This window comes from Tardiphaga sp. 42S5, from assembly GCF_034044155.1.
Classification (GTDB): Bacteria; Pseudomonadota; Alphaproteobacteria; order Rhizobiales; family Xanthobacteraceae; genus Tardiphaga; species Tardiphaga robiniae.
The window spans coordinates 4,171,697-4,186,648 of sequence record NZ_CP139027.1 but is presented as its reverse complement, the minus strand read 5'-3'; the positions used below and the strand labels follow the sequence as shown (position 1 = coordinate 4,186,648).

General features: G+C 61.1%; 14 protein-coding genes. 11 read left to right on the top strand and 3 right to left on the bottom strand.

Annotated elements, in window-relative coordinates; all coding sequences use genetic code 11:
• Positions 1 to 72: 72 nt before the first annotated feature.
• The 3 genes from SFY93_RS19510 to SFY93_RS19500 all read left to right on the top strand — a co-directional run bounded on the left by SFY93_RS19510 (position 73) and on the right by SFY93_RS19500 (position 3,026).
• The gene (locus tag SFY93_RS19510; RefSeq protein ID WP_320447805.1) at positions 73 to 1,182 is read left to right on the top strand and encodes an anhydro-N-acetylmuramic acid kinase; all 1,110 of its coding nucleotides are present in this window, start codon (positions 73 to 75) and stop codon (positions 1,180 to 1,182) included.
• A gap of 71 nt (positions 1,183 to 1,253) precedes the next feature.
• A complete protein-coding gene (locus tag SFY93_RS19505; protein ID WP_320444253.1) occupies positions 1,254 to 1,424 on the top strand; it encodes a hypothetical protein in 171 nt (56 codons plus the stop codon).
• Between the two features lie 75 nt (positions 1,425 to 1,499).
• Positions 1,500 to 3,026: a porin gene (locus SFY93_RS19500; protein WP_320444252.1), complete on the top strand. Its 1,527-nt coding sequence runs from the start codon at positions 1,500 to 1,502 to the stop codon at positions 3,024 to 3,026.
• Between the two features lie 108 nt (positions 3,027 to 3,134).
• On the opposite strand, the gene SFY93_RS19495 is transcribed toward SFY93_RS19500, so the two are convergent.
• Complete coding sequence (locus SFY93_RS19495; protein WP_068736626.1) at positions 3,135 to 3,782, bottom strand: alpha/beta hydrolase; 648 nt, start codon at positions 3,780 to 3,782, stop codon at positions 3,135 to 3,137.
• A 319-nt stretch (positions 3,783 to 4,101) separates the two neighbouring features.
• On the opposite strand from SFY93_RS19495, the gene SFY93_RS19490 reads away from it, so the two are divergent.
• From SFY93_RS19490 to SFY93_RS19455, 8 genes are all read left to right on the top strand, one after another.
• A complete protein-coding gene (locus SFY93_RS19490; protein WP_320444251.1) occupies positions 4,102 to 5,268 on the top strand; it encodes a cysteine desulfurase family protein in 1,167 nt (388 codons plus the stop codon).
• 108 nt (positions 5,269 to 5,376) lie between these two features.
• Positions 5,377 to 6,858 carry a Fe-S cluster assembly protein SufB gene (gene sufB, locus SFY93_RS19485; protein ID WP_068736624.1) on the top strand — a complete coding sequence of 494 codons (1,482 nt, stop codon included), beginning with the start codon at positions 5,377 to 5,379 and terminating at the stop codon, positions 6,856 to 6,858.
• A gap of 155 nt (positions 6,859 to 7,013) precedes the next feature.
• Complete coding sequence (gene sufC / locus SFY93_RS19480) at positions 7,014 to 7,772, top strand: Fe-S cluster assembly ATPase SufC (RefSeq protein WP_320444250.1); 759 nt, start codon at positions 7,014 to 7,016, stop codon at positions 7,770 to 7,772.
• 11 nt (positions 7,773 to 7,783) lie between these two features.
• On the top strand, positions 7,784 to 9,103 hold the full coding sequence (gene sufD / locus SFY93_RS19475) for a Fe-S cluster assembly protein SufD (RefSeq protein ID WP_320444249.1): 1,320 nt from the start codon (positions 7,784 to 7,786) through the stop codon (positions 9,101 to 9,103).
• Positions 9,100 to 10,347, top strand: coding sequence for a cysteine desulfurase (locus SFY93_RS19470; RefSeq protein WP_093758422.1), 1,248 nt, complete (start codon positions 9,100 to 9,102; stop codon positions 10,345 to 10,347). Before sufD ends, SFY93_RS19470 begins: the two co-directional genes overlap by 4 nt.
• Positions 10,344 to 10,745, top strand: coding sequence for an SUF system Fe-S cluster assembly protein (locus SFY93_RS19465; protein WP_170849663.1), 402 nt, complete (start codon positions 10,344 to 10,346; stop codon positions 10,743 to 10,745). Before SFY93_RS19470 ends, SFY93_RS19465 begins: the two co-directional genes overlap by 4 nt.
• Before the next feature lie 77 nt (positions 10,746 to 10,822).
• Entirely contained in the window at positions 10,823 to 11,233 is a 411-nt protein-coding gene (locus tag SFY93_RS19460) for a HesB/IscA family protein (protein ID WP_120289422.1), read from the top strand.
• 178 nt (positions 11,234 to 11,411) lie between these two features.
• Positions 11,412 to 11,879: a TfoX/Sxy family protein gene (locus SFY93_RS19455; RefSeq protein WP_320444248.1), complete on the top strand. Its 468-nt coding sequence runs from the start codon at positions 11,412 to 11,414 to the stop codon at positions 11,877 to 11,879.
• A gap of 56 nt (positions 11,880 to 11,935) precedes the next feature.
• Here the strand turns inward: SFY93_RS19455 and SFY93_RS19450 are convergent, their stop codons facing one another.
• Positions 11,936 to 13,003 (bottom strand): GGDEF domain-containing protein, encoded by a 1,068-nt coding sequence (locus tag SFY93_RS19450; RefSeq protein ID WP_315842317.1) that lies wholly within the window; start codon positions 13,001 to 13,003, stop codon positions 11,936 to 11,938.
• A 123-nt stretch (positions 13,004 to 13,126) separates the two neighbouring features.
• Entirely contained in the window at positions 13,127 to 14,638 is a 1,512-nt protein-coding gene (locus tag SFY93_RS19445) for a DEAD/DEAH box helicase (RefSeq protein ID WP_089264148.1), read from the bottom strand.
• Positions 14,639 to 14,952 lie beyond the last annotated feature (314 nt).

Sequence of the window (14,952 nt, the reverse complement as noted above, 5' to 3'; positions counted from 1 at the left end):
TGTGGCATTATAAGATTGGGCGCTTCGACACAAGTTTTGACCCGAAAATGAGGGCTTTGCCGCGTGCCTGATATGCTGACCGCGATCGGACTAATGAGCGGAACCTCGCTGGATGGGGTCGATGTCGCCCTGATCGAGACTGATGGCGAACGGGTCGGCTCGTTCGGCCCGTCGGGGTATCGGCCATATAGCGAGGCTGAGCGTGCCGTGTTGCGCCAGGCGCTGGCCGAGGCCGTGCAACTGAGCCGGCGCGATATTAGGCCGGGCAGTCTGGCCGAGGCGGAGCGGGTGGTGACATCGGCCCATGCCGAGGCCGTCGAGGCGTTTCTGACTGATCATGGCATCGCACGTGACAGCATCGACATCGTCGGCTTTCACGGACAGACCGTGCTGCATCGTCCCGCCGATCGACTTACCGTGCAGATTGGCGACGGGGCGAGTCTTGCCGGGATGCTCGGCCTGCCGGTGATCCACGACCTGCGCGCGGCTGACGTGGCTGCGGGCGGGCAGGGAGCGCCGCTGGTGCCGGTCTATCACCGTGCCTTGGCGCAGGGACTGTATCGCGACGGGCCCATGGCCGTGGTCAATATCGGCGGAGTGTCCAATGTGACTTACATTGATGGCGATATCGCGTTGATTGCCTGCGACACCGGTCCGGGCAATGCGCTGCTTGATGATTTCGTGTTGCGCGCAACGGGGCAGCCGTTCGATGCGGATGGCGCACTGGCGGCGCAGGGCTGCGTCGATGATGCATGGATCGCGAAGGGATTGCAGAATCCGTTCTTTGCGGCAGCGCCGCCGAAGTCGCTTGATCGCAATCACTTCGCTGCATTACAACTGAGCGATGCGACTCCGGCTGATGGTGCAGCGACACTGACGGCGTTCACCGCGGCGACCATCGCCAGCATTGCGCCGCTGTTACCGAAGCCGCCGCACAGCTGGATAATCGCCGGCGGCGGCGCACGCAATCCGACGATGCTGCGCATGCTGCGGGAGCGATTGCCGGCCGCTAGCGTCGAGAGTGCGAATGACCTGGGCTGGTCGGCCGATGCGATGGAAGCGCAGGCCTTCGCGTTCCTGGCGGCGCGCTCGCTTGCGGGCTTGCCGTTGAGCTATCCGGCAACGACTGGTGTGCCGGAGCCGATGACGGGCGGTGTGAGAGCGGACTACCTCGCGAGCTAGTGCGAAGTTCGTCATAGCTAAGGCGATTCGACTCACTCAACGAATCAGGTTGATCGCGAATAACGGCGTCGATGCCTGTGGTAGTCGGCAAGCTGCCGCGGACACGGATGCGTGATGGCATCATTAAATCTCGTGATAAGTTCGGTACGGAAATGCCGCGGCTTGCCGATTATGTTGCCGAAAGCACACAGCCGGAAAATGATGCTGCGACAATCGACCGCGCGCATTGTTTCGCAACATGATCTTCCACAACTCTGCCTCATGAATGGCACGCTTGGGGCAATCGCGCGTGCCGATACGATCGGTACGGAGGCGATATGACCACCACGATGAAGCAAATGATACTTGGTTCCGCAGCAGCGTTGCTGGCAGCGAGCACTGCCCAGGCGGCGGACCTTCCGGTGAAGGCCAAGGCTGTCGAATATGTGAAGATCTGCTCGATCTACGGTGCCGGATTCTACTACATTCCGGGCACCGACACTTGCATCAAGATCGGCGGCGCGATCCGCCTCGATACCACCTTTAACGGTGGCCCGTACGACGCGCCGTTCTGGCAGGGCGGTGCTGGCGGCAACAATCTCTGGACCAAGGACTATTACCTTACCCGCGAACGTATCAACATCACGACCGACACGCGCACGGCGACGGAATACGGTGTAGTTCGTACCTATGCGAACATGCAGCTCGATTTCACGCAGAACCGCGACAGCATCGCTGGCGGTTTCACGGAAGTGGACTTTGCATTCATTCAGTTTGCAGGTTTCACCTTCGGTAAAGCTGTCTCGAACTTCGATCCGCAATGGGCTCTCACCAAGCCCTGGATTTCGTCGGGCTTCCTCGCGGGCTCGAGCAATACGACCGGCATTCCGCAGATCGCTTACACAGCCGAATTCGGCAACGGCTTCTCGGGCACCATCGCGCTCGAGAATGCATCGCCCTATCGCAATGCCGGCCTCTACAACACCGCGACCTTCATCGTCGCGCCGGGCGCAGGGTCGTTCACCGGTGCCTTCTACGGCAACAATTCGAACACGTTCTTTGGCAACGCCACGGGCGGCAACCATATTCCTGATGTCGTCGGTAATCTCCGGCTCGATCAGAAGTGGGGCTCGCTACATTTCGCCGCGGCCATGCATACGTCGACGGCCGGCTTCTACGGGACTAACGAATCCTTCGGACATCCTGACGATGTCTACGGCTTTGCCGTCAGCGGCGCGGTGGAATTCAAAGTCCTGCCGACCGGTGCAAACGACAGTCTGAAGATCGAAGCGTCCTATGCCAAGGGCGCTGCGCGTTACGCCTTCACCGGCGGTTCGCTCGAAACGTCCGGCGGCGGTCGTTTTGCCAAATTCGATGGCAACACGGTTGGCTTCGGCTACGTGCTCGACGGTGTGTATTCGCCGGGAAGCTCGATCCAGCAGAGCGATGCCTGGGAAGTCAGTGCCTTCTATGAGCACTACTGGAACACGGCATGGCGCACCTCGGTGTTCGGCAACTATAGCCATATCTCCTATGGCGATGCCGGCAACGCGATGCTCGCCGCGGCATTCAGCCCGGCCGGTGGCCGCCTGGGAACGAGCAGTTCGTCCAATCCGGGCTCTACTGCCGGCAGTATTACTGGCACGACCAACAACTTCGATTTCGGGATAGCTCAGGTCGGTACGCGAACTGCCTGGACCCCCGTCAAGAACCTGACTCTGTCGGCTGAGTTCACCTATAGCCGCCTCGATCAAAATCTCGATGGCACTTATACGGCTACGGTGACCGGCAAGCCAAATCAGACTTACCAGATCAAGGATCAGAATCTCTACAACGGCTCGGTCCAGATCTTGCGCTCGTTCTGATCCCGATCAGGACCTAAAACTGAAACTGAAAAGCCCTCGGCCAGATCTGGCCGAGGGCTTTTTTGTTGGCAGATATGAAGCGACCGTCGCGAGGCCGATTGACGCCTCTCAGCGTACGTTGGCGAGGCGCATGTCGAGATAGCCGGTCACGGATTCCATCAGCGGCTCAAGCTTGTTGTCGAAGAAGTGGTTCGCGCCGGGAATGATGTGCTGATCGATCACAATACCCTTCTGGGTCTTCAGCTTCTCGACCAGCGTGTTGACGTCCTTCGGCGGCACGACCGCGTCCTTCTCGCCGTGCACGATCAGGCCCGAGGACGGGCAGGGTGCGAGGAACGAAAAGTCATAGAGATTGGCTGGGGGCGCGATTGAGATGAAGCCTTCGACCTCGGGACGGCGCATCAGGAGCTGCATGCCGATCCAGGCGCCGAACGAAAAGCCGGCAACCCAGCAGGCGCGTGCTTCGGGATTGATGGTCTGCGCCCAGTCGAGCGCGGCGGCTGCATCCGACAACTCGCCGGTGCCGTGGTCGAACGAGCCCTGGCTGCGGCCGACGCCGCGAAAGTTGAATCGCAGCACGGAGAAACCGCGATGCACGAAGGCGTAATAGCACTGGTAAACGATCTGGTGGTTCATCGTGCCCGCGAATTGCGGATGCGGATGCAGCACCATGGCGATCGGCGCGTTCTTCTGCTTGGCCGGATGATAACGGCCTTCAATACGGCCTGCGGGACCGGTAAAAATAACTTCGGGCATAGTGATCCTTAGGTCCCGTTCTTGGCGTGATCAGCCGGTTTCGCGCAGGGCTCGGCGAGAATGGCTCGGAGGGGACCCTGCGAGGGAAGGGGCGATCGGGCACCGTCAGGTTGATGGCGGGCGGCACCGGGTGAAGTTGAGGTCGCGTTCTACCATGAGCGCAGGGGCGAAAAGCAAGCATATTGAACGTGTCGGCGGCCGTGACATGCGTTGCCGCGAGCGCTTTTGGTGAGCAATTGGGCTAAGAGAGACGGCGCGCGGCACCGGACGACGTCCGATGCCGCCTGCAGGGCTCCAAGTCCTTCAAGGTAAAGCAGAATTGGCCAAAGACCGGGTCTATCTCGACTGGAATGCGACGACACCGCTACGCCCTGAGGCGCGGGCGGCGATGGTGGCCGCGTGGGATTTGGCTGGTAACCCATCATCGGTTCATATGGAGGGCCGTCAGGCCCGCCGGATCATTGAGGACGCCCGTGCGGCGGTCGCAGGTGCCTTGGGCGCAGATTCGCGAAACGTCATATTCACCTCAGGCGGAACCGAAGCCAATGTGCTGGCGCTAACGCCCGGGCTGGTGCGCAATCCAGGCGTGCCCGTGCGGCGGCTGATTGTATCCGCGGTGGAGCACGCCTCGGTGCTGGCGGGTGGGCGCTTCGCCGCGGAAGACCTCCAGGTGCTGGGCGCGGACCGCGATGGCGTCGTGAAACCGGATGAGTTGAGGGCGCTCCTGGCGGGTGGGGAGCCGGCGCTGGTTTCCGTGATGTTGGCCAATAATGAAACCGGCACCCTTCAACCGATTCCTGAGCTTGCGGCCATCGTGCATGACGCCGGCGGCTTGCTGCATGTCGACGCTGTGCAAGCGTTTGGAAAGATACCGATAGATATCAATTTATTGCAGGCTGATCTTCTATCAATTTCTGCGCATAAGATCGGTGGCCCAAAGGGCATTGGCGCGCTGGTCATGGCCAATAGCGTCGCCGGGCTCAATGCGCTGCTCAGCGGCGGCGGGCAGGAACTGGGGCGTCGGGCGGGAACCGAGAATGTGCCCGGAATCGCCGGCTTCGGCGCCGCCGTGACGGCCGCTATCGCGTCGCTTGATGACATGAAACGGGTCGAAAAACTGCGTCAGCGGCTTGAGGCGGGCTTGCGGCAATCCAGCAATGGACTTGTGTTCGCCCAGGATGTGCCGCGTCTGCCCAATACGGTCTTGTTCGGCGCCCCCGGATTGCGCGCCGAGACCGCCGTGATTGGATTTGATCTCGAAGGTATTGCGGTATCGTCCGGTTCCGCCTGTTCATCTGGTAAGGTGCAGCCGTCCCACGTGCTGGAAGCCATGGGTTTCGGGCCGGAGCTGACCCGGGGTGCTGTGCGTCTCAGTCTGGGCTGGTCGACCACCGAAGCGGACGTCGATCGGTGCCTGGAGGCTTGGCGAAAGCTCTCGGGTACACTACTTAAACATAGCGACGAAACACAGCTTGAACGGTTCTAAGAGGGGTGATTTCCCGGCGGGAACATCGTAAAGAACCCCGACAAGCTTTGAGTTTCACGTTTCTGGATTGATCCACCGCGGTCCTTGAAACCGCGAGCGGAGGATAAAATGGCTGCCGTACAAGAGACCGTCGATCGGGTTCGCCAGATCGACGTCGATCAATATCGTTATGGATTCGAGACCATCATCGAATCCGAGAAGGCCCCGAAGGGCCTTTCCGAAGACACCGTTCGTTACATCTCCGCCAAGAAGAACGAGCCGGCATGGATGCTGGAATGGCGTCTTGAGGCGTATCGCCGCTGGCTGACCATGGAAGAGCCGAAGTGGGCGCGGGTCGAGTATCCGAAGATCGACTTCCAGGATCTCTATTACTATTCGGCGCCGAAGCCGAAGAAGACCATCGGCTCGATCGACGAGATCGATCCCGAAATTCTCGAAACCTACAAGAAGCTCGGCATTCCCCTCCGCGAGATCGAGGCGCTGGAAGGCGTCGTGCGTCCGGAAGGTGAGCGCAGGATCGCCGTCGATGCCGTGTTCGACTCAGTGTCGGTTGCGACCACGTTCCAGAAGGAGCTGAAGCAGGCTGGCGTGATCTTCATGCCGATCTCGGAAGCCATCCGCGAACATCCCGAACTGGTGAAGCAGTATCTCGGCACGGTCGTGCCGACCTCCGATAACTTCTATGCCACGCTGAACTCCGCGGTGTTTTCCGACGGCTCGTTCGTCTATGTGCCGCCGGGCGTGCGTTGCCCGATGGAGCTGTCGACCTATTTCCGCATCAATGAGCGCAACACCGGCCAGTTCGAACGAACGCTGATCATTGCCGACAAGGGCGCCTATGTCAGCTATCTCGAAGGCTGCACGGCGCCGCAGCGCGACGAGAACCAGCTCCATGCGGCTGTCGTCGAGCTCGTCACCCATGACGATGCCGAGATCAAGTATTCGACGGTGCAGAACTGGTACCCCGGCAATTCCGAAGGCAAGGGCGGCATCTACAATTTCGTCACCAAGCGTGGTGACTGCCGCGGCGACCGCTCGAAAATTTCCTGGACCCAGGTCGAGACCGGCTCCGCCATCACCTGGAAATATCCGAGCTGCATCCTGCGCGGCGACAATTCGCGCGGTGAATTCTATTCGATCGCGATTTCGAACGGTTATCAGCAGGTCGATAGCGGCACCAAGATGATCCACCTCGGCAAGAACACGACGAGCCGGATCATCTCCAAGGGTATCGCTGCCGGCAAGTCGCAGAACACCTATCGCGGCCTCGTCACCGCGCATCGCAAGGCGACGAATGCCCGTAACTTCACGGCCTGTGACTCGCTCCTGATCGGCGACCAGTGCGGTGCACATACCGTGCCGTATATCGAGGCGAAGAATTCCTCGACGCTGTTCGAGCACGAGGCGACCACCTCGAAGATCTCCGAAGACGTGCTGTTCTATTGCGTCCAGCGGGGCCTGTCGCAGGAAGAAGCCGTCGGCCTCGTGGTCAACGGTTTCGTGAAGGACGTGTTGCAGCAGCTGCCGATGGAATTCGCGGTGGAAGCGCAGAAGCTGATTTCGATCTCGCTTGAGGGATCGGTGGGATAAGTCCCGCCATCGCGGATGCCCGTACAGCGGTGCTTCCAGGATGTCGGCAAGATTGAAAACCATCCTTAGAGGCTCGCCGCGAATGGCGAGCATTCCAGGCTGAACCCAAGTGCGTTCAGGCGAGGGTGACGATGATGATCAAAGGATAGAGACTTATGACCGCATTGCTTGAAGTGAAAGACCTGCAGGTTCGTGTTGAGGATCGCGAGATTCTCCATGGGCTGACGATGACCGTGAATGGCGGCGAAGTGCATGCCATCATGGGACCGAACGGTTCGGGTAAATCCACGCTCAGCCACGTCATCGCCGGCAAGCCCGGTTATGAGGTGACCGGCGGCGAGATCCTGTTCAAGGGTGAAGACCTGCTGGAAATGGAGCCCGACGAGCGCGCCGCCAAGGGCGTGTTCCTGGCGTTCCAGTATCCCGTGGAAATTCCCGGCGTGACGACGATGAACTTCCTGCGCACTGCGGTGAACGCGCAGCGCAAGGCGCGCGGCGAATCCGAATATCTGGTGCCGGACTTCCTCAGGAAGGTCCGCGAAGTTGCTGCTTCGCTGAACATCCCGATGGATATGTTGAAGCGCGGCGTCAATGTCGGCTTCTCCGGCGGTGAGAAGAAGCGCAACGAAGTGCTGCAGATGGCGCTGTTCCAGCCGAGCCTGTGCATCCTTGACGAAATGGACTCCGGTCTCGACATCGATGCGTTGCGCGTCGCTGCCGACGGCGTCAATGCACTGCGCAGCCCGGATCGCGCCATGGTCGTCATCACGCATTATCAGCGCCTGCTGAACTACATCGTGCCGGATCGTGTGCATGTGATGTCGAAGGGCCGCGTCGTAAAGAGTGGCGGCAAGGAACTGGCGCTGGAACTCGAAGAGTCCGGTTATGCGCAGTATGAAGACGCGGCGGCCTGAGTGAGACAATCATGAATGTAGCTCTCGCAAAGACAACAACGGGCGCAGTGCTGGACGGCACATTCGCCGCCGCGCGCGGTCGGTTGCCGGGCGTCGGCACGGTGGCGGAAACGCGCCAGCAGGCGTTCGATGATTTCGCGCGTACCGGTCTGCCGACCCGGCGCATCGAAGAATGGAAATATACCGACCTACGCAACCTGTTGCGTGACGTGGCGCCGCTGGCGCCCGCGCCGGATCAGGCCGCGCTGGCCCAGGCTGCCAGACTGGTCGAAACGCTTGGCACAGGTGACACGCAGAAGCTGGTCATCGTTGACGGTGTCTTCGCGGCAGGCCTTTCCGATCTGACATCGGGCGGCGGCGTGACGGTGCATGCGCTCAGCGCCATGCTCGACGATGCCACCAGTGCGACGCGGGCTGACCTGCTGCGCTCGCGCATTGTCGATCCGATGATCGCGCTGAATGCCGCCTTTGCGACCGATGGCATGCTGATCGATATCGCCGACGATGCCGCTCCGGCCAGGCCGCTGCACATCGTCCATGTGGCGACGCGCCCGAGCGTGGCCGCATTCACGCGGTCGCTGGTTCGCATCGGTAATCGCGCGCGTGTGACGCTGGTGGAGAGCTTCGTGGCAACAGAGGCCGCGAAGGTGTATCAGGCCCATGATGCCGTGGTGATCTGGATCGGCGACGATTCCGATCTGCAACATGTGCGCGTGATGGAAGATGCCGGCGATGCAGCGAATATCGCCACGGCCATTGTCACAGTCGGTGCGCGCACCAAGTTCAATACCTTCAGCCTGACCACTGGCGGTGGCGTCAGTCGCTATCAGAGCTTCATCACGCTGGCTGGCGTAGACTCGGAGTTGTCCACCAACAGCGTTCATCTGCTGCGCGACAAGCAGCATGGCGACTGCACCTTTGTGATCGAGCACGCGGCGCCGAACTGCCTCAGTCGAGAGCTGTTCCGCGCCGTGCTCGACGATCGCGCGCATTCGGTGTTCCAGGGCCGCATCAACGTCCATCAGATCGCGCAGAAGACCGACGGCAAGATGATGTCACGGGCGTTGCTGCTGTCCGACGAGGCCGAAATCGACAACAAGCCCGAGCTCGAGATCTTCGCTGACGACGTGCAGTGCGGCCACGGCGCGACCATCGGCGCGCTGGATGACAGCCTGCTGTTCTACCTGCGGGCTCGCGGCCTGCCGGAGAAAGCGGCGCAGGCGCTGCTGATCCAGGCATTCGTTGGTGAAGCGCTGGAGTCGATCGTGAATGACGATCTGCGCGATGTCGCGATATCGGCTGCAGAGCGTTGGCTGGAGTCGCGCGCATGACACTGCATCCCGCGGTCTCGAACGGGTCGTATGACGTCGCTCGCGTCCGGGAGGATTTTCCGGCGCTCGAGATGAAGGTCTATGGCAAGCCGCTGGTCTATCTCGACAACGCGGCATCGGCGCAGAAGCCGTATGCCGTGCTCGACCGCATGACGGAGGCCTACAAGTCCGAATATGCCAATGTGCATCGCGGACTGCATTACCTAGCCAATGCGGCGACTGAGGCGTATGAGGGCGCGCGCATCAAGGTGCAGCACTTCCTCAATGCCAAGCGCCCCGAGGAAATCATCTTCACCCGCAATGCCACCGATGCGCTCAATGCCGTCGCGGCATCGTGGGGCGGCGAGAACATCAAGCCGGGCGATGAGATCGTGCTCTCGATCATGGAGCACCATTCGAACATCGTACCGTGGCACTTCCTGCGGGAACGTCAGGGTGCCGTCATCAAATGGGCGCCTGTCGATGACGAAGGCAACTTCCTGATCGACGAGTTCGAGAAGCTGCTGACTGATCGTACCAAGATCGTTGCCATCACCCAGATGTCCAATGCGCTGGGCACGCTGGTTCCGGTCAAGGACGTGGTGAAGCTTGCACATGCGCGCGGCATTCCCGTCGTGGTGGACGGTAGCCAGGCCGCCGTGCACATGCCGATCGACGTGCAGGACATCGACGCCGACTTCTACATCTTCACCGGCCACAAGCTGTACGGACCGACCGGCATCGGTGTGCTGTATGGCAAATATGACCGCCTGGTCGCGATGCGGCCCTATGCCGGCGGCGGCGAGATGATCCGCGAAGTGGCTAAGGAGTGGGTCACCTATGGCGATCCGCCGCACAAGTTCGAGGCCGGTACGCCCGCCATCGTCGAAGCCATCGGCCTCGGCGCTGCCATCGATTACGTCAATTCGATCGGCAAGGAGCGGATTGCCGCCCATGAGCACGACCTCCTGGCCTATGCACAGGACCGGCTGCGCGAGATCAATTCGCTGCGTATTATCGGAACTGCCAAGAACAAGGGCCCGGTGATTTCGTTCGAACTGAAGGGCGCTCACGCTCATGACGTGGCGACCGTGATCGACCGGCAGGGCGTCGCGGTCCGCGCGGGAACCCACTGCGTGATGCCGCTTCTGGAGCGATTCAATGTGACGGCCACATGCCGTGCATCATTCGGAATGTATAATACCCGCGAGGAGGTCGACCACCTCGCACAGGCGCTGATCAAGGCACGGGAGTTGTTTGCATGAGTGACATTGCAGAAGCCAAGACGCCGGACGCCACCCCCGAGGCTGAGAAGCCCGCTCACATGCAGACCACCTCGGCGCTCGATCCCGCCGAAACCGAACGCCTGGGCACCGAGATCGTCGCTGCACTGAAGACTGTGTTCGACCCGGAAATCCCCGCGGATATCTACGAGCTCGGCCTGATCTACAAGGTCGACATCAAGGACGATCGCTCTGTCCAGGTGGAGATGACGCTGACGACGCCGAATTGTCCGGCCGCCGAAGAGCTTCCGACCATGGTGGAGAACGCCGTGGCCAGCGTGCCCGGAGTCGGTCTGGTCAAGGTCGAGATCGTCTGGGAGCCGACCTGGACGCCGGACCGGATGACCGACGAGGCCCGTCTCGTTCTGAATATGTGGTGAGTTGCGTCTGGTTGCTGAATACGCCCAAGTCGCTTGAATTCCTATGGCGGCCTTGAACCGCCGAAGGGACTGAACACATGACTGAGATGACACCGAACCCAACCATACCGGCTGCCAAGCCGAAGCCGCGACCCCGTCCGCAGGTGATGCGCCTGACGGATGCTGCCGCAACGCGGATCCGGGAGCTGACGGAGCGTGCGGATTCCGAGATCGTCGGCCTGCGCGTCGGCATCAAGAACGGTGGCTGCGCCGGCCAGTCCTACACCGTCGAATATGCCCACGACATCAAGCCGACCGACGAAATCGTCGAGGACAAGGGCGTCAAGATCCTGGTCGATCCCAAGGCCGTGTTGTTCCTGCTCGGCACCGAGATGGACTACAAGACCGACCGCATGCAGGCCCAGTTCGTGTTCAACAACCCGAACCAGATCTCGGCCTGTGGCTGCGGCGAGTCCGTGCAACTGACGCCGGCGAAGATCGACGGCTGAGAGTTGTCTTTTCGAAATTAAAACTCTGTCATGCCCGGGCCTGTCCCGGGCATCCATTTTTCTGGGCTTCGGTGAAAGCGAGGGAGACTGGATGGCCGGGTCAAGCCCGGCCATGACGTAGGGAGACGACGCGGACGGACCGCTTCCGCAATCGCGCGTCGCATCCTACACTTCCCCGATGGACCGCGAATTTCTCAGTGAACTTTTCGCCGGCTTTGGCCCGGTAACGATCCGCCGGATGTTTTCCGGCTTTGGCATTTCCGCCGATGGCATCAACTTCGCGCTGGTGCTGCGCGGCGCGGTCTATCTGCGCGCCGATGAAAACTCGATCCCGCGTTTCGAGAGCGAGGGCTCGCAGTGTTTTCAGTATGAGATGCGCGGCAAGCTGCGGATGATCGGATCCTATTGGCAGCTGCCGGAACGGCTCTATGACGATCCCGATGAAGTCACCGAATGGGCGAGGGTTGCGCATGCCGCTGCGATCCGCGCGTCGCTGGCGAAAGCAGGCAAGAAGCGGGCAACGAAGAAAGCGAAGGTCGTGAAGAAGACCGCGGCGAAAAAGAAGGCCGCCAAGAAGGCTGCGGTTAAGACGGTAGCCAGCAAGAAAGCCAGTAAAGCCGCAAAGAAGCGCAAATCCTCATCCTGAGGAGCCGTGCGCTTGCGCGGCGTCTCCTTGCGAATGGTGAAGCCAAGTGTGGGGCGTCATGCCACCTGAAACTGCAGCTCCGCCGAATATTCCGGATCGACTTCGCAGATCACGCGGTTGCGGCCGCTGCGCTTCGCGGCATAGAGACAGGCGTCGGCACGGCCGATGAGCGATTCCATATCGTCGCCGATCTGCAGCATCGAGACGCCGACGGAAATCGTGACGCGTCCCAGGATCTCGCCAGTCGATTTTTTCTTCAGCTCCTTTGACATCACGGCGCGGCGGATGTGATCGGCCACCGTGAGCGCCTGACGCAGCGGCGTGTTCGGCAGCACCACGGCGAATTCCTCGCCGCCATAGCGCGCGGTGATATCCTGGCCCTTGATGGTCTGCTTCAATGACTGGCCGACAAGACGAAGCACCTGGTCACCGGTGAGATGGCCGTAATTGTCGTTGAAGGACTTGAAGTGATCGATGTCGAGCATCAGGAGCGACAACGGTTCGCCGCGCTTCACCGCGGTATCGATTGCCGCCATCAGCGCACGGTCGAAATATTTGCGGTTACCGAGTGCGGTGAGGGGATCGGTCAGGCTCTCGGCGCGGATCGCCTCGAGGCTCTGTTGCAGCGTGTAGACCTCGCTCTTCGAGGACAGTAGCCGCTCTTCCAGCGCCTTGTTCGTGTCGTGCACTTCACGGGTAGATTTGACGAGACTCTCGATCACGGCTTTCACCGCAGCAGAATCGTGCGCCCGCGACAAATCCTTGCTGGCACCATCCAGACTGGCATTGAAGTTCGTCGTCATGCCCAGAGCGTCGGTGATGAGCGCCATCACGTCGTCGATCTCGCCGATGACGCGGGCGCCGACCTGATCGATGCGATCGGTGGTTCGAATCTGTGAGAGATAAGTGTCGTGGATCAGGTCGAGGTCGGCTTCGGTCAGGCGGCCGTTGCGGGCCAGCGTCTCATTGATGACCTTGTTGAGCGCCGAATTGTAGCCCGTCGCGTAGACGTACCAGATCTCATAGTTGCGCGGAATCGCCGTCTGGCGCAGCGATCGGATTTGGCCCAGCGCGACTTCGGCAAAGGCCAAAGTCCGCTCTTGTTCGTCCAGGATGCCGGTCACGTTCTGTGCCCTCGTGGACTGCGGGTATACGCGGTCCTCTGAAATGCAAATTCGTTAAAAATATCGCATTCAGATTAGGGGACGAGAGTGAACGGCAAGTAAACGTTCCTGGCGCTATACTACCTATGCGCGTGCCCGGATCGGACGCAACAGAAAGGCGGGCAGGTGCGAATGATCCGCCGGTTCGTTGTCTTCGCGGCGCGAACGTGGCGCTTCGGCGCGGCCGATGGAGGGGGGACGCTGCGCCTGCGGGGCTGCCGCTGCCACGACCGGTGCTGCCAAAGCGGCTTCGGCGGCCTGCGGCTGCGGGCTGCGCTCGCCGCCTTCCGAACGACCACCTTCACGGCGTGGGCCACGCTCACGGCGCGGTTTGCGATCACGTCCGCCTTCGCGGGGCTGATCGTTGCGGCCGCCGCGCGGCTGTTCGGCATTGGCTTCGCGATTGCCGGTGCGGTTGCGCGACTGGCGCGACGCCTCAGCGGTTTCGCCTTCGACAGGCTCGGAGATCGCTATGGAAGTTTCGACCTTGGGGATCGACTGGCCGATCAGTTTTTCGATTGCCAGCATGGACTTCTGGTCGGACGGGCACACCAGCGAGATCGCGGAGCCGGTGCGGCCGGCGCGGCCGGTACGGCCGATGCGGTGCACGTAGTCGTCGGAATGATGCGGGACGTCGAAATTATAGACGTGGCTGACGGCGGGAATATCGAGGCCGCGGGCGGCGACGTCGGAAGCCACCAGGATCGGCAGCTCGCCCTTGCGGAACTGGTCCAGCGCGGCCGTGCGGGCCGACTGCTCCATGTCGCCATGCAGGGCGCCGACACTGAAGCCGTGCTTCTGGAGCGACTTGGCGAGCAACGCGACTTCACGTTTGCGGTTGCAGAAGATGATCGCATTCTTGAGGTCGGTGGCTTCGCGGAGAAGGGCCCGGAGCACTTCGCGCTTCTCGTGCGGCTCGCGACCGACGGCCACTTGCGACTGGGTCACGGTGACGGCGGTGGAGGCGGGCTTGGAGACTTCGATCTTCACCGGATTATGCAGGAAGGTCTCGGTGACGCGTCGGATTTCGGCGGGCATGGTCGCCGTAAAAAAGAGAGTCTGACGGGTGAACGGCACCAGCTTGCAGATGCGTTCGATGTCGGGGATGAAGCCCATGTCCAGCATGCGGTCGGCTTCGTCGATGACCAGCAATTCGACGCCGGTGAGAAGCAGTCCACCACGTTCGGTATGGTCGAGCAGGCGCCCCGGCGTGGCGATCAAGACGTCAACGCCGCGGGTGAGTTTGCTGTCCTGATCACCGAACGAGACACCGCCGATCAGCAGCGCTACGTTGAGCTTCTGGCCGACGCCGTATTTGTCGAACTGCTCTTTGACCTGTGCGGCCAGTTCGCGGGTCGGTTCGAGAATGAGCGTCCGGGGCATGCGGGCGCGGGCTCGGCCCTTTTCCAGCATGGTCATCATCGGGAGAACGAAGGCAGCGGTTTTGCCGGTGCCGGTCTGGGCGATGCCGAGCACGTCTTTGCGCGCCAGCACATGAGGAATCGCTTGTTCCTGAATGGGGGTTGGGGTGGTGTAACCGGTGGCCGCAACGGCGGCGAGAACCTTGTCGGACAAGCCGAGATTGGAGAAGGACATTGAGCCTCTGTATGGGGGCATGATCTGATCCGGTATCCGGATGATCACCGTTCGGAATCACGCCTCAGGTCGAAACCGCCGCTTGGATTCTCGGGAAATACTGCAGCGCTTATCCCCGGAGCGGCACGCAAACATGCACGGAGACGCTGGGCGCTGACAGGCGGCTTACTCAAGATATCGCGTTTCGATACCGGGCCGCGTCGAGCCGGAACATAGGCTGGAATCGGCCAAAGTCAATCCGCCACACCCTGGAACATCCCAAAAAGCTTAATGTTTTAGCGAAAAAGGGCCAAAACCGGGATATTGGCGGGGGC

Excerpts from the sequence above, each read along its gene's own strand:
- SFY93_RS19510 (WP_320447805.1), top strand. The coding sequence starts at position 73 with ATGCTGACCGCGATCGGACTAATGAGCGGAACCTCGCTGGATGGGGTC.
- SFY93_RS19495 (WP_068736626.1), bottom strand. The coding sequence starts at position 3,782 with ATGCCCGAAGTTATTTTTACCGGTCCCGCAGGCCGTATTGAAGGCCGT.
- SFY93_RS19500 (WP_320444252.1), top strand. The coding sequence starts at position 1,500 with ATGACCACCACGATGAAGCAAATGATACTTGGTTCCGCAGCAGCGTTG.
- SFY93_RS19445 (WP_089264148.1), bottom strand. The coding sequence starts at position 14,638 with ATGTCCTTCTCCAATCTCGGCTTGTCCGACAAGGTTCTCGCCGCCGTT.
- SFY93_RS19505 (WP_320444253.1), top strand. The coding sequence starts at position 1,254 with ATGCCTGTGGTAGTCGGCAAGCTGCCGCGGACACGGATGCGTGATGGC.
- SFY93_RS19465 (WP_170849663.1), top strand. The coding sequence starts at position 10,344 with ATGAGTGACATTGCAGAAGCCAAGACGCCGGACGCCACCCCCGAGGCT.
- SFY93_RS19470 (WP_093758422.1), top strand. The coding sequence starts at position 9,100 with ATGACACTGCATCCCGCGGTCTCGAACGGGTCGTATGACGTCGCTCGC.
- SFY93_RS19460 (WP_120289422.1), top strand. The coding sequence starts at position 10,823 with ATGACTGAGATGACACCGAACCCAACCATACCGGCTGCCAAGCCGAAG.
- sufC (WP_320444250.1), top strand. The coding sequence starts at position 7,014 with ATGACCGCATTGCTTGAAGTGAAAGACCTGCAGGTTCGTGTTGAGGAT.
- SFY93_RS19455 (WP_320444248.1), top strand. The coding sequence starts at position 11,412 with ATGGACCGCGAATTTCTCAGTGAACTTTTCGCCGGCTTTGGCCCGGTA.
- sufD (WP_320444249.1), top strand. The coding sequence starts at position 7,784 with ATGAATGTAGCTCTCGCAAAGACAACAACGGGCGCAGTGCTGGACGGC.
- sufB (WP_068736624.1), top strand. The coding sequence starts at position 5,377 with ATGGCTGCCGTACAAGAGACCGTCGATCGGGTTCGCCAGATCGACGTC.